This window comes from Acinetobacter sp. ANC 4204, from assembly GCF_002135205.1.
GTDB lineage: Bacteria > Pseudomonadota > Gammaproteobacteria > Pseudomonadales > Moraxellaceae > Acinetobacter.
The window spans coordinates 208,549-228,048 of sequence record NZ_NEFZ01000007.1 but is presented as its reverse complement, the minus strand read 5'-3'; the positions used below and the strand labels follow the sequence as shown (position 1 = coordinate 228,048).

The 19,500-nt window shown below is 40.7% G+C and carries 18 protein-coding genes; 8 read left to right on the top strand and 10 right to left on the bottom strand.

Features of this window, described 5'->3' with window-relative positions:
* Nucleotides 1–190: 190 nt before the first annotated feature.
* Entirely contained in the window at nt 191–1,105 is a 915-nt protein-coding gene (locus B9T36_RS14770) for an alpha/beta hydrolase (RefSeq protein WP_086210221.1), read from the top strand.
* Nucleotides 1,106–1,174: 69 nt separating this feature from the next.
* Here B9T36_RS14770 and B9T36_RS14765 read toward each other — a convergent pair whose 3' ends face one another.
* Nucleotides 1,175–2,812 (bottom strand): long-chain-fatty-acid--CoA ligase, encoded by a 1,638-nt coding sequence (locus B9T36_RS14765; protein WP_086210220.1) that lies wholly within the window; start codon nt 2,810–2,812, stop codon nt 1,175–1,177.
* A gap of 599 nt (nt 2,813–3,411) precedes the next feature.
* On the opposite strand from B9T36_RS14765, the gene B9T36_RS14760 reads away from it, so the two are divergent.
* Nucleotides 3,412–3,648 (top strand): hypothetical protein, encoded by a 237-nt coding sequence (locus B9T36_RS14760; RefSeq protein ID WP_086210247.1) that lies wholly within the window; start codon nt 3,412–3,414, stop codon nt 3,646–3,648.
* 68 nt (nt 3,649–3,716) lie between these two features.
* On the opposite strand, the gene bioB is transcribed toward B9T36_RS14760, so the two are convergent.
* Nucleotides 3,717–4,706 (bottom strand): biotin synthase BioB, encoded by a 990-nt coding sequence (gene bioB, locus B9T36_RS14755; protein ID WP_086210219.1) that lies wholly within the window; start codon nt 4,704–4,706, stop codon nt 3,717–3,719.
* Nucleotides 4,707–5,007: 301 nt separating this feature from the next.
* Entirely contained in the window at nt 5,008–6,102 is a 1,095-nt protein-coding gene (gene queG, locus B9T36_RS14750; protein WP_086210246.1) for a tRNA epoxyqueuosine(34) reductase QueG, read from the bottom strand.
* A 22-nt stretch (nt 6,103–6,124) separates the two neighbouring features.
* On the opposite strand from queG, the gene B9T36_RS14745 reads away from it, so the two are divergent.
* Together B9T36_RS14745 and B9T36_RS14740 are read left to right on the top strand one after the other, a co-directional pair.
* Nucleotides 6,125–7,594, top strand: a complete 1,470-nt coding sequence (locus B9T36_RS14745; RefSeq protein ID WP_086210218.1) for an NAD(P)H-hydrate dehydratase — start codon at nt 6,125–6,127, stop codon at nt 7,592–7,594.
* The gene (locus B9T36_RS14740) at nt 7,591–7,869 is read left to right on the top strand and encodes an acylphosphatase (RefSeq protein ID WP_086210217.1); all 279 of its coding nucleotides are present in this window, start codon (nt 7,591–7,593) and stop codon (nt 7,867–7,869) included. Before B9T36_RS14745 ends, B9T36_RS14740 begins: the two co-directional genes overlap by 4 nt.
* Before the next feature lie 64 nt (nt 7,870–7,933).
* Here B9T36_RS14740 and B9T36_RS14735 read toward each other — a convergent pair whose 3' ends face one another.
* From B9T36_RS14735 to B9T36_RS14725, 3 genes are all read right to left on the bottom strand, one after another.
* The gene (locus B9T36_RS14735; RefSeq protein ID WP_058951812.1) at nt 7,934–8,416 is read right to left on the bottom strand and encodes an FKBP-type peptidyl-prolyl cis-trans isomerase; all 483 of its coding nucleotides are present in this window, start codon (nt 8,414–8,416) and stop codon (nt 7,934–7,936) included.
* 138 nt (nt 8,417–8,554) lie between these two features.
* Nucleotides 8,555–9,856 (bottom strand): NAD(P)/FAD-dependent oxidoreductase, encoded by a 1,302-nt coding sequence (locus B9T36_RS14730; RefSeq protein WP_086210216.1) that lies wholly within the window; start codon nt 9,854–9,856, stop codon nt 8,555–8,557.
* Nucleotides 9,857–9,982: 126 nt separating this feature from the next.
* Complete coding sequence (locus B9T36_RS14725; protein WP_086210215.1) at nt 9,983–11,293, bottom strand: D-alanyl-D-alanine carboxypeptidase PBP6B; 1,311 nt, start codon at nt 11,291–11,293, stop codon at nt 9,983–9,985.
* 179 nt (nt 11,294–11,472) lie between these two features.
* Here B9T36_RS14725 and B9T36_RS14720 point away from each other — a divergent pair, with 179 nt between their 5' ends.
* Nucleotides 11,473–13,176: a M61 family metallopeptidase gene (locus B9T36_RS14720; protein ID WP_086210214.1), complete on the top strand. Its 1,704-nt coding sequence runs from the start codon at nt 11,473–11,475 to the stop codon at nt 13,174–13,176.
* Between the two features lie 84 nt (nt 13,177–13,260).
* Here B9T36_RS14720 and uraH read toward each other — a convergent pair whose 3' ends face one another.
* Complete coding sequence (uraH, locus tag B9T36_RS14715; protein ID WP_086210213.1) at nt 13,261–13,659, bottom strand: hydroxyisourate hydrolase; 399 nt, start codon at nt 13,657–13,659, stop codon at nt 13,261–13,263.
* A 422-nt stretch (nt 13,660–14,081) separates the two neighbouring features.
* Between uraH and B9T36_RS14710 the strand changes: the two genes are divergently transcribed.
* The 3 genes from B9T36_RS14710 (at nt 14,082) to B9T36_RS14700 (ending at nt 17,132) form a co-directional block, all read left to right on the top strand.
* Nucleotides 14,082–16,313 carry an NADP-dependent isocitrate dehydrogenase gene (locus tag B9T36_RS14710; protein ID WP_086210212.1) on the top strand — a complete coding sequence of 744 codons (2,232 nt, stop codon included), beginning with the start codon at nt 14,082–14,084 and terminating at the stop codon, nt 16,311–16,313.
* A 99-nt stretch (nt 16,314–16,412) separates the two neighbouring features.
* On the top strand, nt 16,413–16,691 hold the full coding sequence (locus B9T36_RS14705) for a hypothetical protein (RefSeq protein ID WP_086210211.1): 279 nt from the start codon (nt 16,413–16,415) through the stop codon (nt 16,689–16,691).
* Between the two features lie 66 nt (nt 16,692–16,757).
* Nucleotides 16,758–17,132: a hypothetical protein gene (locus tag B9T36_RS14700; protein WP_086210210.1), complete on the top strand. Its 375-nt coding sequence runs from the start codon at nt 16,758–16,760 to the stop codon at nt 17,130–17,132.
* A 63-nt stretch (nt 17,133–17,195) separates the two neighbouring features.
* On the opposite strand, the gene B9T36_RS14695 is transcribed toward B9T36_RS14700, so the two are convergent.
* The 3 genes from B9T36_RS14695 to B9T36_RS14690 all read right to left on the bottom strand — a co-directional run bounded on the left by B9T36_RS14695 (nt 17,196) and on the right by B9T36_RS14690 (nt 19,430).
* On the bottom strand, nt 17,196–17,984 hold the full coding sequence (locus tag B9T36_RS14695) for a pseudouridine synthase (RefSeq protein WP_086210209.1): 789 nt from the start codon (nt 17,982–17,984) through the stop codon (nt 17,196–17,198).
* Nucleotides 17,985–18,518: 534 nt separating this feature from the next.
* The gene (locus B9T36_RS19105; protein ID WP_162622360.1) at nt 18,519–18,689 is read right to left on the bottom strand and encodes a hypothetical protein; all 171 of its coding nucleotides are present in this window, start codon (nt 18,687–18,689) and stop codon (nt 18,519–18,521) included.
* Between the two features lie 57 nt (nt 18,690–18,746).
* Nucleotides 18,747–19,430, bottom strand: a complete 684-nt coding sequence (locus B9T36_RS14690) for a tetratricopeptide repeat protein (protein ID WP_086210208.1) — start codon at nt 19,428–19,430, stop codon at nt 18,747–18,749.
* Nucleotides 19,431–19,500 lie beyond the last annotated feature (70 nt).

The window sequence follows — 19,500 nt, the reverse complement described above, 5'->3', positions numbered from 1 at the left end:
TCGACGTATGTGCTTTATAGGAAAGCTGACTACGCGTATTTGGAAGGGTGACCTTGAAAGTATATTTTTAAGAAGTCGAACTGACCACAATATTGTTTAAGTGAATATTTATTAAAATGAATTACTCATTGAAAATGATAACCATTATTATATGTTAATATTCGTTATCACATGATTTTGTACATGAAAAATGACTCATTTTTATAGAAAGACTTTAAATATTGTATTGGCTTCGTTATCCCTGTTGGGGTTTAGTTCAGGTTTATATGCAAAGCCAGAAATGAAACCTCTAGCTGCGAATATCGCAGAAGTGGGCTCTGAGTATTATAATTTTAAAATTAAAGAGTTTGCATCTAAAGACCCACAAAAAACATATAGAGTGTGGTTAGGTATTCCTAAAACAGCACAAAATGAACAAAAAGCTTATCCATCTGTTTTTATGTTGGATGGGAATTCTGCGATGTCTCATTTGAATGAGGATGTGCTGAAATCTTTACTGGAAAATGATGCGCCTATATTGGTTGCTATAGGTTATAAAACCAATTTGCCATTTGCCACAGCATTTCGCTCGCTGGACTATACGCCAGCGGATTTAGTGACTGGAAAACCTGCGCATGATCCTAGGAATCCAGAGCGGATGAGCGGGGGAAGTGCTGATTTTAGAAATGTGGTTTTGAAGGATATCGCCCCTTGGGTTGAGCAGAATGTAAAGTTGGATGCGCAAAAAAGAGCGTTATGGGGGCATTCATATGGAGGGCTTTTTGTGCTTGATAGTTTGCTTGATGGGCGCTATTTCAGCCATTTCTTTGCTGCAAGTCCATCTCTTTCTTGGGCTGATCAGCGTATAATGAAAAAAACTAAGAACGCAAAAATAGCCCAAGATTCGAAAAAGCATCTATTACTGATGGAAGGCGATCTTTTAGCAAATGTAGGCAGCCAGCAGAGTCCTAATTTTGATGCAAGTGGTATCAACAACAATAGAGAGGTGCTTGCTATAACTAAGCAACATGGAGTGGATGCTAAATTTTTAATCTATCCAAATTTAAAGCATGGTGAGGTGTTTAAAGCGTCTTTATTAGACGTGCTTTCAAATCAATGGTATTGATGGTATTTAAATTATCCGAACATAAAGAAAAGCCTGACCATATGATCAGGCTTTTTATTTTAAACAACGTTAAACAGGATTTTGTTCCAGTAGTACTTGGCCATATTGGGCGCGGAGTTCACGTTTTAGCATTTTACCCGTACCGCTCAGTGGAATATTGTCGACAAAAATCACACGGTCGGGAATCTGCCATTTCGCAATTTTGTCGGTATAGTAGTCTAAGACACCTTGTTCAGTGACCGTGCTATCGGGTTTCTTCACAGCGATGACAATAGGACGTTCATCCCATTTTGGATGTTCGGCTGCAATAACCGCTGCCATAAGAATATCTGAATGTCCCATTGCAAGGTTTTCAAGTTCAACCGATGAAATCCATTCGCCGCCAGACTTGATTAAATCTTTAGAGCGGTCACTGATGCATAAGAAGCCATCTTCATCTAGGGTTGCAATATCACCTGTGTCAAACCAGCCATCGGTCGTGAGTGCGGATTCATCTTTACCAAAGTAACTGTCAATAATCCAGTGACCCTTAATTTGTAGATTGCCAATCTGCTCACCATCGCGTGCAATTTCGTTGTTGCCTTTTTCTTCATCGGTCAGGCGTAAATCCACGCCAAAAGGCGGACGGCCTTGAGATAGACGCAGTTGGAAACGCTCTTGTTCAGAGAGCTGTTGATGTTTGGCTTTAAGTTGGTTGGCAGAGCCTAGAGGACTGGTTTCGGTCATGCCCCATGCATGGATGGTTTCACAGTTATATTCGGTTTTAAACGCCGCTAACATGGAGGGTGGGCAGGCTGAACCACCCACAACGTTGCGGTTCATACTTGTCAATTGACTACCTAATTGTTTTGCTGCTGCCAGTAAACCTTGCCAAATGGTTGGAACACCCAAAGCCACAGTAACTTTATACGAGTCAATCATATTCACTAGACTCGGCCCATCTAAACCAGGTCCAGGCAATACAACTGTACAACCTACCATAGCAGCGGCATAAGGTGTACCCCAAGCATTGACATGGAACATTGGCACTACAGGCAACATGATGTCATTTGCAGACAGATTAAGTGAGTCGGGTAGGCTGATGGCAAAACTATGCAAAATGGTGGAGCGGTGGCTATATAGCACACCTTTTGGATTTCCTGTTGTACCTGATGTATAGCACAAAGAGCTTGCGGTTTGCTCATCAAAGCTTGGCCATGTGAACTGTTCAGACTCTTTGCTGACCAAGTCATCATAAAATTTCACATCGGCGATTTTTTCTGTAATAGCCTCATCTGAGGCATCTAGGCAAATAAAGTGTTCAACATGTGGTAAATGTGCTTTTACCGCTGCAATGAGTGGCGCAAAGGTTTTATCAAATAACACCACACGATCTTGCGCATCATTGATAATAAAAATCAGTTGTTCTGGAAACAAGCGTGGGTTGATGGTATGGCAAATGTAACCACTACCAGAGATGGCATACCAAGATTCTAGGTGACGATGATTGTTCCATGCGATGGTCGCCACACGGTCGCTTTGCGAAAGCCCTAAACCTTTAAGCACATTGGCAAATCGTTTAGAGTTGGCTGCGACTTTGGCCCAGTTGGTTTCAGTAATACTGCCGTCTGTATTTTTAGAAATAATGGCTGTGTCGGCATGATAGCGTTCTGCGTGATCAATCAGATTGCTAATCAATAGCGGTTGAAACATCATACGTCCAAGCATGTATAAATATCCTTATCGTTGCTTTTTTATGAAATTATTTATTGGTTTCTCAAAACATCTGCTTTGAGCATTCATTGTATTTTTATCCTAGCTTGATCCAAATTTAAATCAAGTTTTGTTTCATCTTCTGCCGCATTTTTAAAAGTGATGTGAAGCAGAACTACAAGTAAATGAAACGCATCATTTAAAAAAGTAAATGACCATTGATCACTTTATGCTGTTATTCGACAAAAGGCACTTGAAATTTATAAAAAGTATGTTTAAAAATGTGTATAGCTCATGAAACATGAGTTGTGGGTATTTCAGGACGATATACTCGTTTTAAGAAGCTAATTTTTAAAAAATCACTTACAGGAGTTAAAAATGCTTCAGTTGTTTAAAAAATTATTTTGCATCCACGTTTATGAATATGAACAAATGACTGAAATCGGGGAGCATATGGAATGCCGGAAGTGTGGGGATTCTAAAACCGACTAAATTAAGTAAAAAAGTGAGCGCAGGCTCACTTTTTTAATGTCTATATTTTATGGCTTAGTTTGACTGAATGCAGTCAAAATTGCTTACAATAGCCTGATCACAGTGTTTAGCGTACCTAGATGATGACTAAAAATTTTCAAGCACAGACTTATATTGTTGATGATAATTTGAGTGATACCTTAAGCTGGCTGTGTCAGCATCAAGAGTGTTTTGATTCTTTTCACTATGATGCGATTCGCCAAACATTAATTGTACGCCATGCCAATGGTGAAGATGAGATCTTCCAAGGCGATTATCTGAATGCCAGTTATGGTATTTTAATTACTGCACATAATTTTGCTCAGTCATCTGAACGTTAAACAGATAGAGATTAAAAAAGCCCCTTATTGAAATAAGGGGCTTTTTTGTGCTTAGCAAATCTTGGGAATTAGCTTGCCATGGCATCTAGGCTCAGGTCCGCCACTGTCGGTTTTGGCTTTTCAGCCACTAAACCTAGTTTGCTGAACAGTTGACGGTCTTTACCTTCGCCTGCATTTGGTGTTGTTAGTAGTTTCTCACCCGAGAACAATGAGTTTGCACCCGCCATAAACGCAAGCGCTTGGTCTGAGTCAGAAAGTGCTTCACGACCTGCAGACAAGCGGATATAGCTGTGCGGCATGATAATACGTGCAACAGCAATAGTACGAATCCATTCTGTCACATCGAGTTTTTCGACATCTGCCAATGGCGTGCCTTCAATTGGAACCAACATGTTGATAGGTACAGATTCTGGGTGAATTGGCATTGTTGCAAGTTCTTGCAATAAACCAATACGGTCTTCTTTCTTTTCACCTAGACCAACAATACCACCGCTACACACCTTCATGCCTGCTTGGCGGACATATTCTAAGGTATTTAAACGGTCGTCAAAGGTACGTGTACTAATAATATGTGAATAATACTCGCGTGAAGTGTCGAGGTTATGGTTGTAATAATCTAAACCTGCATCTTTTAAACGTCCAGCTTGAGACTCATTCAGCATCCCTAAAGTCATACAAGTCTCTAAACCGAGTGCTTTTACTTCTTTAACCATTTCTAGTACATAAGGCATGTCGCGCTCATGTGGATTACGCCAAGCTGCGCCCATACAAAAACGAGATGAGCCTGATGCTAACGCTTCTTTTGCCTCAGAGATGACTTTGTCTACAGCAATGCGTTTTTCTGCTTCAAGTTTTGAGTCATAACGTGCTGACTGAGAGCAGTATTTACAATCTTCAGGGCATTTGCCTGTTTTAATCGACAATAAAGTACTTACTTGAATGGTATTGGCTTGGAAATGTTGGCGATGTACGGTCTGCGCTTGAAAGACGAGATCAAGAAAAGGCTGATCATACAAAGCTTCGATTTCTTCACGCGTCCAATCATTGCGTAGGTTCATAATGGCGATCCATTTTTAATTCTAACTTGTATACATCATACATTTAACGTGCCAACTTAAAAGGCATTATTGCTCAGTTTTAATAGTATCTCCCGATTATGTTTCTAATTTTATCTTTTTATGAGATTATGGAAATAGTTGCAAAGTTGAGCACTTTTCTCGAAATTTGGCTGCAAAATTCTATTTCTATGAATCTGTGGATGTGTTGAAAATGCGGCTAAATAGATAAAATAGATAAAATTATGCAAGCAACTGGCTGTTTGATTAAACCCTTTTGGATGGAGGGTGTTCGAAGCAAGTTTTACGACTTTTTCATCAGTTGCTCTTGGATGGCCCAGTCAATATGGACTTGCACAATATCGTTAAGCTCTGAGCGAGAAGTGTGTAATTGTTGCAAAATTTCATCCGAAAATGGTGCGTTGCCCAAACCAATCGCAACATTACGCATAAAGCTTTGATAGCCTGTTCGCCGCAGAGGACTCCCTTCAGTATTTGCCATAAAGGTACTTTCATCCCATTGCCAAAGGTCAAGCAGTTGGATGTCATCCAAGCCATGACGCGGGTTAAAATCATCAATCGGCGTGGTTTTGGCAAAGCTATTCCACGGGCAAATGAGCTGGCAGTCATCGCAACCAAACACACGGTTGCCGATACCACGGCGTAGTTCTACAGGGATAATGCCTTGGAACTCAATGGTTAAATAGGCAATGCATTTACGTGCATCTAGCAAATAAGGTTCAACAATCGCTTGAGTCGGGCAAATATCAATACATGCGCTACATGAGCCACAGTGTTTGGTCGTTGCTTGGTCAAAAGGTAACTCTAAAGAGGTAAAGAGTTCGCCTAAGACAAAAAATGAGCCTGATGTTTTATGGATGAGTAAGGTGTGTTTACCCACCCAGCCCATACCTGCATTTTCAGCCAATGATTTTTCAAAAATGGGTGCCGAGTCTGCGAAGGGGCGAGATTCAAAATCACCCACTTTGGCTTTGATTTTCTGCGAAAGGGTCTTTAAACGTCCACGCATGACTTTGTGATAGTCACGTCCACGTGCATAGCGCGCAATAATGGCACTATTTGGTGCAAAAGGCACAAGACGGGGTTCAGGCACGGCAACTAAATAATCCATACGCACACAAATAATACTTTTGGTGCCTGGAACAAGCAGGGTTGGATCTGCACGTTTTTCTAAGTTTTCAGCAAGAAAATGCATGTCACCATGATAACCAAGCTCTAAATATTTTTTAAAACGTGGCAATTCAACTTGAGCATCTGGTTTGGCGATGACACAATCAGAAAACCCCAAAGCCAGCGCTTCAGCTTTAATCCAAGCCTTAATTTGCTCTGGATTATATTGATCTACAGGGATTTTTGAGGAAGATATGAGTGTTGTCATAACCAAGAACAAAGGAAAAATCATGCATCAGCAAGTGTACCACAGCAGTGAGATTCAAGCATGGGAAGGGCGTTGGTTTGCGCAACAAAATAGTGCTTATGGGTTGATGCAACAAGTCGCATGGTCAACAACTGAGCAGGTGCTGCCTAGGCTTAAACAGCAGCAAGTCAAAAGTGTTGCGGTGTGTTGTGGTCAAGGCAACAATGCAGGTGATGGTTACTTAATTGCATCGTATCTAGCCGCGCAAGGTTATGATGTTGAAATTTATGCAGCGGCTTTGGGTGCATCTACATCACTGAAACAAGCGCATGCAGCGGCTGTGCAACAGGGGATAGTGATTCATACAGGCTTTGCTTTTCAACGTGCTTATGATGCGTATATTGATGCTTTGTTTGGGATTGGTTTAAACCGTGAACTCAGTTCAGACTGGCAAGCAGTGATTCAGCAAATCAATAGACAAGCAGGTTTAAAAATTGCCATCGACCTTCCGAGTGGTTTACAAGCCAACACGGGGCAGGCTTTACCTTGTGCTATTGTCGCTGATTATACCTTTACGGCTCTAGGTTTAAAGGCAGGTTTATTTACTGGACAGGGGAAGGCTTTTGCGGGGGAAGTCACGCTTGTTTCACTGCTTCCAGTAGACAGCGAATTAAAGTCTTTAGCGTCACTTGCTCCACAGCATGTGCAGCTTGAACGGCGTCAAGCCTTTGGGCATAAAGGAAGTTATGGGCATGTACTGGTGATTGGAGGGCATGCACAGATGGGCGGTGCAGTGATGCTGGCTGCAGAAGCTGCCTTTCATGCGGGTGCAGGCAAGGTGACGGTGGTGTGTGATGCAAAATACCATACTGCAATTTTAGCCCGTGCACCGAATATTATGCTGCGCGATATTAACCAAATGTCGCTCCAAGAACGTGAAGCATTGCTAGCACATGTGGATGCAGTCAGTTTTGGTATGGGGTTGGGACGAGACTCGTGGGCTCAACAGCAGTTTGAGGCATGGTTTCCACTCATTCAGATCAGTGCTTTACAGGTGGTGCTAGATGCAGATGCCTTATGGTTTTTGGCCTCAAAGCCAGTAAAGCTTGGTAAACAGGTCTACGCAACACCGCATCCGGGAGAAGCAGCGACTTTACTGGGCATAACTACTTTGGCGGTAGAATCTGACCGCATTGCAGCTGTTTATGCTCTACAAGAAAAATATGCAGGGCAATGGGTGCTGAAAGGTTCAGGAAGCTTGATTTTAGATACGCAACTTTGGATTTGTACCGCAGGTAATCCGGGGATGGGGACAGGTGGAATGGGGGATGTATTGGCAGGCATGATTGCCAGTTTAAAAGCACAGTTGCAAGATGACATTGCGTTACATCAAATTGTGACTTTACATGCCCAAGCAGGCGACCTTTTGGCTCAGCAAGGTGAGCGTGGTTTACAAGCACAGCATATGAGTCAGGCTATTTATACGGTCGTGAACCGAGAGCATACGGTATGAAAGCAGTAAAACTGACTATATTGGGCAAAGTTCAGGGTGTCGGATATCGACGTTGGTTTGCACAACATGCTGTTGCTTTAGGTTTAAAGGGTTATGTACTGAATCTGGATTCAGGTGCAGTTGAAGGATTGCTTTTGGGTGATGATGGTACGGTTGCCGAACTGGTGAATTTTGCTAAAGTCGGGCCAACTCATGCGTTAGTCCAGGATGTAGTCATCGTAGAACTGGCTTTAGAGCAGCAATCATTTACCGCTTTTGAAATACGTCGCGAATGACTAAGTATTCAAAATAAAAAAGGCGGAAGTTAAACTTCCGCCTTTTTTCTAAGCGTGTTAAATCTTAGTGATGGTGACCACCAGCACCGTGCGCATGGCCGTGCTGTAATTCGTCTTCAGTTGCATCGCGGATTTCTACGATTTCAACTTCGAAAGTTAAGTCTTGACCAGCAAGTGGGAAGTTCGCATCAACAATTACGTTTTCGCCTTCAACTGCTTTTACAGTTACGATTTGAACGCCATCATCAGTTTGAGCTTGGAACTGCATACCCGCTTGGATGTTGTCAACGCCTTGGAACATTTGCGCTGGAACTTCTTGAACAAGTTCAGGGTTGTATTCGCCATAACCTTCAGCAGCAGGAACAGTAACAGTGAATTTTTCACCTACAGTTTTGCCTAGCAATGCATTTTCTAAACCTGGGATGATGTTACCTGCGCCGTGCAAATATGCAAGTGGTTCACCTTGTGATTGGTCTAGCGTTTCGCCTTCTGCGTTAGTCAATTTGTAGTTGAAAGAAACCACGTGATCATTTGCGATAGCAGTCATGTTTTTCGTCCATTCATTTAGAATTTAAGGGGTATATCATAAAGTGAAAAGCAGCTTTTGTAGACTAAATTTAGTAAAAAACTGCATTTTCCACGTTCTTATGGCGTTTTTTTATTAGTGGGGACACATTTTTAGATTTCAATGCAATTTTATTTTTGGACCGACTTTTTTATTCATCAGATCCTTTGCGGTCATTAATCCAGCTTGAGTATAACCATGTAGGGTCGCTTGATGGAGTCGATATAAAGAAACATACATGGATTTTGCCAGCACGCCTTGCACATTGACTTGTCCAAGGAGTTCGCCGACTGCTTTATATTGGCTGAGGGAAACCAAAGAACCTTTGTCAGAAAATTTAAACATCGGCAAAGACTGACCGTGAATGCGCGCTTTGAGCGCTCGAACCAAAAAGGCAGCTTGTTGACTAGCCACTTGAGCGCGTGGGCCAAGAACTGGTTCATCGGCAGCAGGTTGGCAGTGCGCACAGTCTCCAAAGGCAAAAATATTGGGATCAGTACGAGTTTGCAATGTCGCGTAGACGATTAAGCGACCAATCTTATCTTTTTGGAAACTTTCAAGGCTATTTAAAACTTGAGGTGCTTTAATACCTGCCGCCCAAACTTTTAAATCAGCATCAATTTGTTGACCATCGGCAAAATAAATATGGTCTTTGTCTAATTTTGCAACACGGTGATGAGTGAGGACTTCAACACCAAGCTTTTCCAATTGCGCATGAGTGTGATTTGCCATTTTGGTGGATAGGGCGGGAAGAAGACGATCCGCTGCCTCAATCAAGGTGACTTTCACTTTGTTTGGGTCAATTTTATTGAGACCGTATTTAAAAAAGGTGCTTTTCGCATGGACCAATTCGGCAGCAAGCTCAACTCCTGTGGCACCTGCACCAATAATAGCAATATTGAGTGCGCGTGTTTCGGGACGGTTTTGTGCATCTAAATACAAATGTAGAAGGTCTTGCTGGAAAATTTCAGCTTGTTGGCGACTGTCGAGGAAATGGCAGTAATGTTTAGCGCCTTCGGTCGCAAAGTCGTTAGAGGTCGAACCAACTGCAAGGACTAAGCTGTCGTAGTTGAGTTCAAACTGCGTGGTTTCACTGCTTTGTTTGGCATATTGGCGTGCTTCAAGTTTTACTTGTTTATGTTCTTGGTCTAAGCCGACAAAACGACCCAAAACAAACTCATAATGATGTTTAGAGGCATGGGCAAAGTAATTGATTTCTTCAACACTAGGGTTGAGTGTACCAGCCGCAATTTCGTGGAGTAAGGGTTTCCAGATATGCGTCAGGTTTTGATCGACAAGGGTGATTTTTGCTTGTTTGGATTTTCCTAAGCTGTCTCCGAGTTGTGTTGCTAACTCTAGACCACCTGCACCGCCACCAATAATGACAATATGGTGTGGCACTTGTTCTGTTTGTACAGCCATATGAAGCAACCTATTTTATTATTAAAAAAAAGAAGATGACATTGAATATGCCATCTTCTTGATTTAATGATAATTAGATTGTCTTACAAGTTACATAAAGTATAAAACTCAAGATATGTCTTAAACCTAGCCTAGAGTATAGGTTTTGGCCTGAGGTTCATCGCTCGATAAAAATGGAAACAGGTTTTTGAACCAGATCATGAGTCTCTGGAAAATATTGGCTTCTTCAATATGTACGTCATCTTCTATAGTAAAAGTTTGAATAAGCTGGTTATTTTGATAAACCTGAACTTTAGCCAGTTGCATTACTTCTGCAAGTGGTGCAGTTAGTTTGTTCTGTAAAACTTCTATATTAAAATGTGTTTTAGTCGATTCTAAAGGTGCGATCGGTTGGATTGTACCATTGCCTGTATTGAGCATAATACGTTGATTGGTTTGATCAAAGGCATGTAAATCAATTGCATAAGGTTGATCGTACAATGATGTGGTCACAATTTTCGGTTGTTTGCTTTCGACTTTGAAAATTTTCAAAGTTGATTTGACAACGGGAAGTTCCGCAATGATTTGTTTATCCTTCAGCGCAACTTCGTTGCGTGTGTAGGTATAAGACAAATTCATGAGATTGTGCGCAACCTCTGCACGTTTTGCTGCACTTTGCGTTCCTAATACAATCACCACCAAACGACGGTTTGGGTTTTCAGGGTTCATTGTTGGGCGGTTCGCTGTTAGGGCTAGGTTATATCCCGCTGCTTTGGTATAACCCGTTTTTAAGCCATCGACTGTTGGGTCTTGTTTTAACAGAAGATTGGTCGCACGGTGAAAGCGTTGGTTATAACTAAAACTTTGCTGTTTTGAATAGTACAAATAGTCGGGTGTTTCATTCACTAAGGCTTGACCTAACAGCGCTAAGTCATGTGCAGTCGAATAGTGTTCGGGCATGGTAATACCTGCTGGGTTCTGAAAATGTGTTTCAGTCATTCCCAGTGCTTTGGCTTCTTGGTTCATTCGTGCCACAAAGTGAGGAATATCACCAGAAATACGTTCTGCCAAAGTCACCGCTGCATCATTGGCCGACATCACCACTAAACCCGCTAAAAGCTGATCAACTGAAATCTGTTCACCTTGTTTTAAATACATTTGCGACTCATCCCACATCACCGTACTAACCACAGGTGTCGCGGTAAGAATTTCGCTTTTGTTTAGTTTTCCTGCATTAATTTCTTTCAGTGCAATGTAGGCAACCATCATTTTGGTGAGCGAAGCGGGAGCACGCTGCACATGACTATTGTGTTCTGCAATGACTTGCCCTGATTGGCTGTCAAAAACGGTCCAAGCTTGAGCTTCAACTGTTTCAGGAACAATGTTGAGCAATGCGGCTTGAGTGAAACTTGAACACAAGGCGAAGAGTGTAGCGATAAAGTAGATGACAGCTTTCAATGAAATTCCCTAACTAAGCCATTCCGTGACTTTTAAACCGAAAACAGCTGCAAATGCTATGCCTTTTTTTCGCCAATGACCAGTCAAAAATGCAGACAAATGTGACTGTGACGCAAAACTGGCTTAAATAATGCTAAGCTAAGTTATAACTCATTTCATTTTATTTTGTATTGCCCATTATGTTGCATTATCAGATCGAATTTGACGATTATCGTCAGCACCTTATACACGTGACTTTACGTTTTGTAGCAGACCCAACACAGGTACTTTCATTACCGACTTGGATTCCGGGTAGTTACCTCATTCGTGAGTTTTCAAAGCATATTGAATCGGTTCGTGCTTATGATGAAGAAGGGCGGTTATTACAAATCCAAAAATTTGAAAAGAATAAATGGCGTCTTTTTAATACCGATCATGAATTGATTACGGTTGAATATGATGTATATGCTTATGATCTGTCGGTGCGCGGTGCGTATGTAGATCAAACCCGTTTATATGTCAATCCTGCATGTGCATGTTTAGGTCTGGAAGGTCAAGAGGATAAAGCTGTTGAAGTTGAACTGTTCCTTCCTGATGAGCTGAAACACTTCCAATTAGCGACAGGTATGGCTTCAAAAAGCCTTGTTAAAGGTCGTTTTACCTTAAAAGCCAAAAACTATGCTGAGCTAATTGATGCACCATTTGAGTTGGCAGAGCAGACTCGTTTTGCTTTTGAAGCCAATAGCATTCCACACGAGTTTGTAGTGTCAGGCAAACATGCCATGAATGCTGCACGTATGCAGCAAGACATTGAAAAAATCTGCGCAACAGAAATCTCAATGTTTGGCTCAGCGCCATTTGCAAACTACACCTTTATGACGATGGCTACAGCAAATAGTTATGGTGGTTTGGAGCATCCAAATTCAACCAGTTTGATTAGTCCACGTGAAGACTTGCCCAAAGTTAATGAGCCTGAAGAACCATCTGAAGACTATCAACGTTTCTTAGGTTTATGTAGTCATGAATACTTCCACTCATGGTTGGTCAAATTCATTCGTCCTGAAAACTTTGTCAATTATGATTTAAACAAAGAAGGCTATACCTCTTTGCTTTGGATTTTTGAAGGTTTCACGTCTTATTATGATGACCTGATTTTGCTGCGTAGCGGTGTGATTTCTCAAGCCTCATATATCAAACTACTCAAAATTCAGATTGATCGTTATTTACAAAATCCAGGTCGTTTTGTTCAGTCTGTGTCTGAGTCTAGCTTTGATGCATGGGTGAAATTTTACCGTCAGGATGAAAACTCGAACAATGCAGGCACCAGCTATTACAACAAAGGTTGTTTGGTTGCCCTATGCTTAGACTTGGGTTTACGGTTACGTGGTTCAAGTCTAGACTCGCTTATGCGTAAACTTTATGAAAACGCGCAAAAGGGCATACAAGTACATGAGCGTACAATTGTTGAGTTGTGTAATGAACTGACGGGTGATAACTGGATTGAGCAAATCAATCACTTAATTAACACCACAGATGAGTTGCCACTGGATCAACTTTTCCCTGAGTTTGGTTTAAGTTATAGCCTGAAAAATGACAAGTCATTACCGTTGGGTTTAAAGCTTGTAGATAAGCCAGAGGGTGTGTTGGTGCAAAGTGCGCGTCGTGATGGCGCTGCTGCTCAAGCTGGTCTTTCTGCCCATGATGTGATCATTGCGATTGATGGTCTCAAAGCAACGGTGAAATTGGTAGAAAAATACGCCAAGCAAGACGATACCTATAGCATTCTGGCATTCCGCCGTGATGAGTTGCTGAGCTTTGATGTAAAAGCTGCTGGTTCAGAACTGACCGAAGTTGAATTGAAAGTCGAAGATCAAGCGAAAGCAGAGAAGTGGCTCAAGCTTTAATGCTTAACCCACTTTATTTGTCATTCTGTTGAGGTAAAAACCGATGCCTAGGCATCGGTTTTTATATTTGTTCGTTTGTGAATGTTAACTACCACGATAAGTTGAATAACCGTACGGACTGATCAATAACGGAATATGATAATGATCCAATGAGCCATCAATCACAAAGACAACAGGTACTTCTGGAAAAAAAGAGCGCTGATTTTTTTGACGAAACCAATCACCTGTTTTAAAAGTAACTTTATAGACACCTTTTTGTAGACTGGTATCTTTAGGGTATAAATCATTGATACGCCCTTGATCATCCGTTGCCGCTGAATTGATTTCAGTCCATTTATCATTTTGTTGTGCTTCAAGCGTTACTTTGACATTAGCTGATGGTAAACCATTTTCTAAATTCAGTACGTGTACACTTAATGGGTTCTGTGCAAAACATAATGAAGAAAAACCAAGTCCAATGAGAGGAAGGAGTATTTTCATCATCTAATTGATCCTTAATGTTGCATAAAAGTATTAAGTTTAACCAAAGTCATAAAAATCATAGGTTTAAAAATGTAAAATTGGTTTAATAAGAAATAAATTTTTTGGCTTTTTTCTTCATCGAGTTTGCGAGTCTAAGCTCTATAATGAAGCAAGTGATTCTATTTTTCTCTAAATTCGCACTGTTTTAGGGATCTTGTTGTCAATTTGCCAGAAGATTGTAGAGCGTTTGCGGAAAACAGGAAGGATTAGAGTAAATATTCAGCATCATTTTTTTTCGAAATGTCGTTATCACAGGATATTACGTTGACTGAAAAGCAATGAAAGCCGATACTTTCAGGGTTTTATTCAAGCACATCGGTTCGCAGGGGCTGAGCCAGAAGCTCATCACCCTAAAAAACTCAATCTAACGCAAGGGGCTATATATGGCTGGTGGAAAGTCAACCATCATTTACACACTGACCGACGAGGCGCCATTGCTAGCGACTTACTCGCTACTGCCGATCATTGAGACCTTTACTAAACCTGCTGGTGTAGAGATCGTTAAAACTGATATCTCTGTTGCCGCACGTGTTCTCGCAGAATTTTCTGAATACCTAAAAGAAGAACAAAAAGTTCCAGACAATCTTGCAGAACTTGGTCGTCTTACACAAGATCCTGATACTAATATCATCAAACTGCCAAATATTAGTGCCTCTGTTGCTCAGCTAACAGCATGTATCAAAGAGCTTCAATCAAAAGGCTACGCGATTCCTGATTACCCAGAAAACCCTACTACTGAAGACGAAAAAGCGCTTAAAGCACGCTATGGTAAATGTCTTGGTTCAGCAGTGAACCCAGTATTACGTGAAGGTAACTCTGACCGTCGTGCGCCTGCTGCTGTTAAGAACTATGCGAAAAAACACCCGCACTCTATGAGCGAGTGGAAGCAATGGTCTCAAACTCACGTTTCTCACATGGATGAAGGTGACTTCTACCATGGTGAAAAATCAATGACTTTAGACCGTGCCCGCAATGTGAAAATGGAACTCGTGACAAAGTCTGGTGAAACCATCGTTCTTAAGCCAAAAGTTGCGCTTCAAGATGGCGAAATCATTGATTCAATGTTTATGAGCAAGAAAGCGCTTTGCGATTTCTATGAAAAAGAACTTGATGATTGTAAAGAAGCAGGCATTTTGTTCTCTTTACACGTGAAAGCAACCATGATGAAAGTTTCACACCCGATCGTTTTCGGTCACTGTGTGAAAATTTACTACAAAGATGCTTTTGAAAAACACGGTAAATTATTTGATGAGCTAGGTATTAACGTTAACAACGGTATGGCGGGTCTTTACGAGAAGATTGCAACTTTACCGACATCGTTACGTGAAGAAATCATCGAAGACTTACACGCTTGCCAAGAACACCGTCCAGCACTTGCAATGGTTGATTCTGCGAAAGGCATCACGAACTTCCATTCACCAAACGATGTAATTGTAGATGCTTCTATGCCTGCAATGATCCGTGGTGGCGGTAAAATGTGGGGCGCTGACGGCAAACCTTATGACTGTAAAGCAGTCATGCCTGAGTCAACTTTCGCACGTATCTACCAAGAAATGATCAATTTCTGTAAGTGGAATGGTAACTTTGACCCACGTACTATGGGTACAGTGCCGAACGTTGGTTTGATGGCGCAAAAAGCGGAAGAATACGGTTCACACGACAAGACCTTTGAAATCTCTGAGGCAGGTGTTGCAAACATCACTGACTTAGAAACTGGCGAAGTGTTGATGTCTCAGAACGTGGAAGAGGGTGACATCTGGCGTATGTGTCAGGTGAAAGATGCACCAATCCGTGACTGGGTGAAACTGGCAGTAACACGTGCGCGTAACTCAGGTATGCCTGCGATCTTCTGGCTTGACCCATACCGTCCACACGAAAATGAATTGATCAAGAAAGTACAAACGTATTTGAAAGATCATGACACAACTGGTTTAGACATTGAAATTATGTCTCAAGTCCGCGCGATGCGTTATACACTTGAACGGGTTGCACGTGGTCTAGATACGATTTCTGTAACGGGTAACATTCTGCGTGACTACCTCACTGATTTGTTCCCAATTATGGAGCTTGGTACATCTGCGAAGATGTTGTCTATCGTTCCGCTTATGGCGGGCGGTGGTATGTACGAAACTGGTGCGGGTGGTTCAGCGCCTAAACACGTACAGCAGCTTGTTGAAGAAAACCACTTACGTTGGGATTCTTTAGGTGAATTCTTGGCACTTGCTGTATCTTTAGAAGAGATGGGTATTAAAGAAGATAATGCGAAAGCAAAACTTCTTGCGAAGACTTTAGACCAAGCGACAGGCCAGTTACTGGATAATGATAAGTCTCCATCACGCCGTACTGGTGAGATTGATAACCGTGGCAGTCATTTCTACTTAGCGAAGTTCTGGGCTGAAGCTTTAGCAGCTCAAGACGAAGATGCTGACTTGAAAGCGAAGTTCGCTCCTCTTGCAAAAGCGCTTGCTGAAAATGAAGATAAGATTGTTGCTGAGCTTTCTCAAGTTCAGGGTCAAGCTGCGGACATCGGTGGTTACTATGCTGTAGATACTGCTAAAGTAAATGCTGTAATGCGTCCAAGCACGACTTTGAATGCAGTACTTGAAGCGATCTAAGTCAAAACTAAATCGGTAAATTTGCCGATGAAGTAAAAAAAGCCGATGTGAAAACATCGGCTTTTTTTATACTAAAAAATATTTCAAATGGCTAAAAAGATGAATAAGAAAAATTTGAATAGGGTTATAGCAATTTCAGTCATTTGGTTGGGTGGGATTGGCTTAACTTGGATATTTGGAAGTTTGAAATCACCAGAATCACTCAATAAATTAGGTGATTTCCTTGCAGGTGTTTTTGCACCTATTGCATTTCCTTGGTTAATTTTAGGTTATATCCAGCAAGGTAAGCAGTTAGATCAAAACACGAGAGCTTTGGAACAACAAGAAAAGGCGCTCAATTTGCAAATTGAGGAAATGCGAGAAAGTGTTAAGCAATAAACTGAATTAGCAGAAATTCAGCAAAAACAATTTGATGCAATCAATTATGCTTCCAATCCCAATTTATTGATTAGCTCATGTGAGTGTGAAATATACTCTGGGGGATACTCAGAGGAAGAAAACGAAGTCAATAATTTATGTAGTTTAAACCTCAAAATATTTAATAAAGGTATTGGGGAAGCTTTAGATATTAGGATAGAAGTAAACAATAAAAAATTTTTGATAAGTGAAAGAATTTTTGTAGATGAAGTCATTAATGTAGTAATTTATCTTGACCCTGATCTGGTTAAACTATCTAAAAATTTAGATTTTTTAAATATTGAGTTTACTCTTATTTGTGCAAATAAATTCAACTCTCAAATAAAAGAGCATTATGAAATTGAGGTATATTTTATTGAAGATTCATGGGAAACAGAGCGAGTAAATATTATAAAGAGATAAAATTATTGTTTAGATATTTATGATAAAAAAGCCCACTTTCGTGGGCTTTAAAACAATCAAATCTTAACGACCATTACGTCCACGACCACGTGGCGCTTTCGTATTGGGGCGAGTAGTACCATTGGTTTTACGTTTTGGCTTCTCGCTTTCGTCCATTTGCCAAATACGCTTTGTACCTGACTTTTTCACAGAACCATCTTTGTTCTTACGAACCATAGGCTTACCGCCTGTACCACCCGGTTTTTTCACATAAGAACGTGAACGGTAAGGTTCTTCAGCAGGAATATTTTGAAAGTCAGGGTATAAAAGTGGCTCAATTTCTTTAGTTTCACCAGGTTGTAAACCCATTTGAACCAGATCAATTGCACCAATTTTAGTACGGATTAAACGTAAAGTAGGAAAACCTACAGCAGCAGTCATACGACGTACTTGGCGGTTACGGCCTTCACAAATTGAAATTTCAACCCAAGATGTCGGCACGGATGCACGAAAACGTACAGGAGGATCACGTTCCCATAACCATTCAGGTTGTTCAACTTTAGATGCTTCAGCAGGTAAAGTCATACCATCTTTAAGTTCCACACCTTTACGCAACTGCTCAAGGGCTTCTTCAGTGACATCACCATCGACCTGAACCAAATAGGTTTTAAATTTTTTATTGGCAGGGTTGGTAATGTATTGGTTTAAACCACCATGGTCAGTTAAAAATACTAAGCCTTCAGAGTCCATATCCAAACGGCCAGCCAAGCGCAAAGTCGAGTCGCTGACAAAGTCAGACATCGTCATATGTGCTTCATCTTTACGGAACTGGGAGAGGACGTCATAGGGTTTATTCAAGATGACGATTTTCATTATAACCTACTAAAATATATCAATTAATTCTGATGTGGTTTCCTGATTACCCGTTTAAGTACCCGTTTTGGATGAGGTAGGGTGAAAATTAGGAATAAAATGCCCACTAAATTGTGGGCTACTATATCAGATTTAGGCTTATGCTCCTCAACTTTATTCTTAACGTAGGAGGAATACTAGAACACATCCTTATTAGAGAGTCTAACTGGTTGCTGGATATCTCCTGCATTAACCATGTTGTAAAACTTATCTTTTCCAATAGCTAACAGCTGCTTATGTTCACCTAGAATCTAGTTCACAATTAAATTTATTTTTAATAAACAATAAATTTAAATACTTAGGTTGCTAAAACAACAATTTATAAAATATTTGGTCCATGAACCTAGCTATGAATACATAGCTTCCTACTAAAAAGGTCTTAAGAATAGACTAAGTTTGTCTAGGAGAGTGGTGGTAGTCCAACCACTAACTAAAAGGTGTCTACAAAATCGGTGGCTATTCACTCTAAAGATATACTTGATGGCTATAGGGTTTTTATTTAAAGAAAGAACCAACAAACATAACTAAGACACCAGGTAACATTCCTAAGAAGCTTGCTGCCTTTGCATCCATATGATTATTTACTTTTTCACGAAATACATGAGGACCAATAAACGTCCCTACAATACTGATGATTAGTCCAATAAATATTAAAAAATCTCCCACAGCCTTTCCTTCCTTTTTTATTTCGTATAACGTGCATTATGTTAATTTTAGAATAACTTAAAGTTCTGCAAGCACTAATTTCGCTTGTGAGTGCCCATTATTAGTGGCTTTTCTATACCACTCAAGTGCCTTTTTATCATCTTTTCCTATACCTTGACCATTCTGATACAGTGATCCAAGATTATACTGTGCCTGAGCATTACCTTGATTAGCCGCCTTGCTATACCATTCAAATGCTTTTTCATAATTTTGTACAACACCTTCGCCATTGTCATACATCAAGGCAAGGTTAGTCTGTGCTAGATCATCTCCCTGTATAGCTGATTTTTCATACCACTCAAATGCCTTTTTATTATCTTGCGCTACACCCTGACCGCGATAATACATCAACCCAAGGGTATTTTGTGCCATCGCAAATCCTTGATTAGCTACTAAACTGTATAGTCCAAATGCTTTTTGATCATCTTTTTCTACACCTTGACCATTCTGATACAGCAGTCCAAGATTATACTGTGCCATTGCAAACCCTTGATTAGCTGCCCTGCTATACCACTCAAATGCTTTTTCATAATTCTGTATAACACCTTCACCATTGTCATACATCCATCCAAGGTTATATTGTGCCAACACATCACCATTTTCAGCTTCTCTTAATAAATCATCTGAGAACGTTGGATTCGCTAAGATTTCTATGGAAAAGACCAACCCAAAAGTAATAGCGATAAGTTTGAAAAATTTCATTTTCTGCCTTTGAATCGAAATAATATTTAATTCGTTAGATTATTAATAATACTTTATAAGAATGGAAATT

What these genes read in the sequence shown, in the direction of transcription:
- B9T36_RS14770 (WP_086210221.1), top strand. Translation starts at nt 191, where the DNA reads ATGACTCATTTTTATAGAAAGACTTTAAATATTGTATTGGCTTCGTTA.
- B9T36_RS14765 (WP_086210220.1), bottom strand. Translation starts at nt 2,812, where the DNA reads ATGCTTGGACGTATGATGTTTCAACCGCTATTGATTAGCAATCTGATT.
- B9T36_RS14760 (WP_086210247.1), top strand. Translation starts at nt 3,412, where the DNA reads ATGACTAAAAATTTTCAAGCACAGACTTATATTGTTGATGATAATTTG.
- bioB (WP_086210219.1), bottom strand. Translation starts at nt 4,706, where the DNA reads ATGAACCTACGCAATGATTGGACGCGTGAAGAAATCGAAGCTTTGTAT.
- queG (WP_086210246.1), bottom strand. Translation starts at nt 6,102, where the DNA reads ATGACAACACTCATATCTTCCTCAAAAATCCCTGTAGATCAATATAAT.
- B9T36_RS14745 (WP_086210218.1), top strand. Translation starts at nt 6,125, where the DNA reads ATGCATCAGCAAGTGTACCACAGCAGTGAGATTCAAGCATGGGAAGGG.
- B9T36_RS14740 (WP_086210217.1), top strand. Translation starts at nt 7,591, where the DNA reads ATGAAAGCAGTAAAACTGACTATATTGGGCAAAGTTCAGGGTGTCGGA.
- B9T36_RS14735 (WP_058951812.1), bottom strand. Translation starts at nt 8,416, where the DNA reads ATGACTGCTATCGCAAATGATCACGTGGTTTCTTTCAACTACAAATTG.
- B9T36_RS14730 (WP_086210216.1), bottom strand. Translation starts at nt 9,856, where the DNA reads ATGGCTGTACAAACAGAACAAGTGCCACACCATATTGTCATTATTGGT.
- B9T36_RS14720 (WP_086210214.1), top strand. Translation starts at nt 11,473, where the DNA reads ATGTTGCATTATCAGATCGAATTTGACGATTATCGTCAGCACCTTATA.
- uraH (WP_086210213.1), bottom strand. Translation starts at nt 13,659, where the DNA reads ATGATGAAAATACTCCTTCCTCTCATTGGACTTGGTTTTTCTTCATTA.
- B9T36_RS14710 (WP_086210212.1), top strand. Translation starts at nt 14,082, where the DNA reads ATGGCTGGTGGAAAGTCAACCATCATTTACACACTGACCGACGAGGCG.
- B9T36_RS14705 (WP_086210211.1), top strand. Translation starts at nt 16,413, where the DNA reads ATGAATAAGAAAAATTTGAATAGGGTTATAGCAATTTCAGTCATTTGG.
- B9T36_RS14695 (WP_086210209.1), bottom strand. Translation starts at nt 17,984, where the DNA reads ATGAAAATCGTCATCTTGAATAAACCCTATGACGTCCTCTCCCAGTTC.
- B9T36_RS14690 (WP_086210208.1), bottom strand. Translation starts at nt 19,430, where the DNA reads ATGAAATTTTTCAAACTTATCGCTATTACTTTTGGGTTGGTCTTTTCC.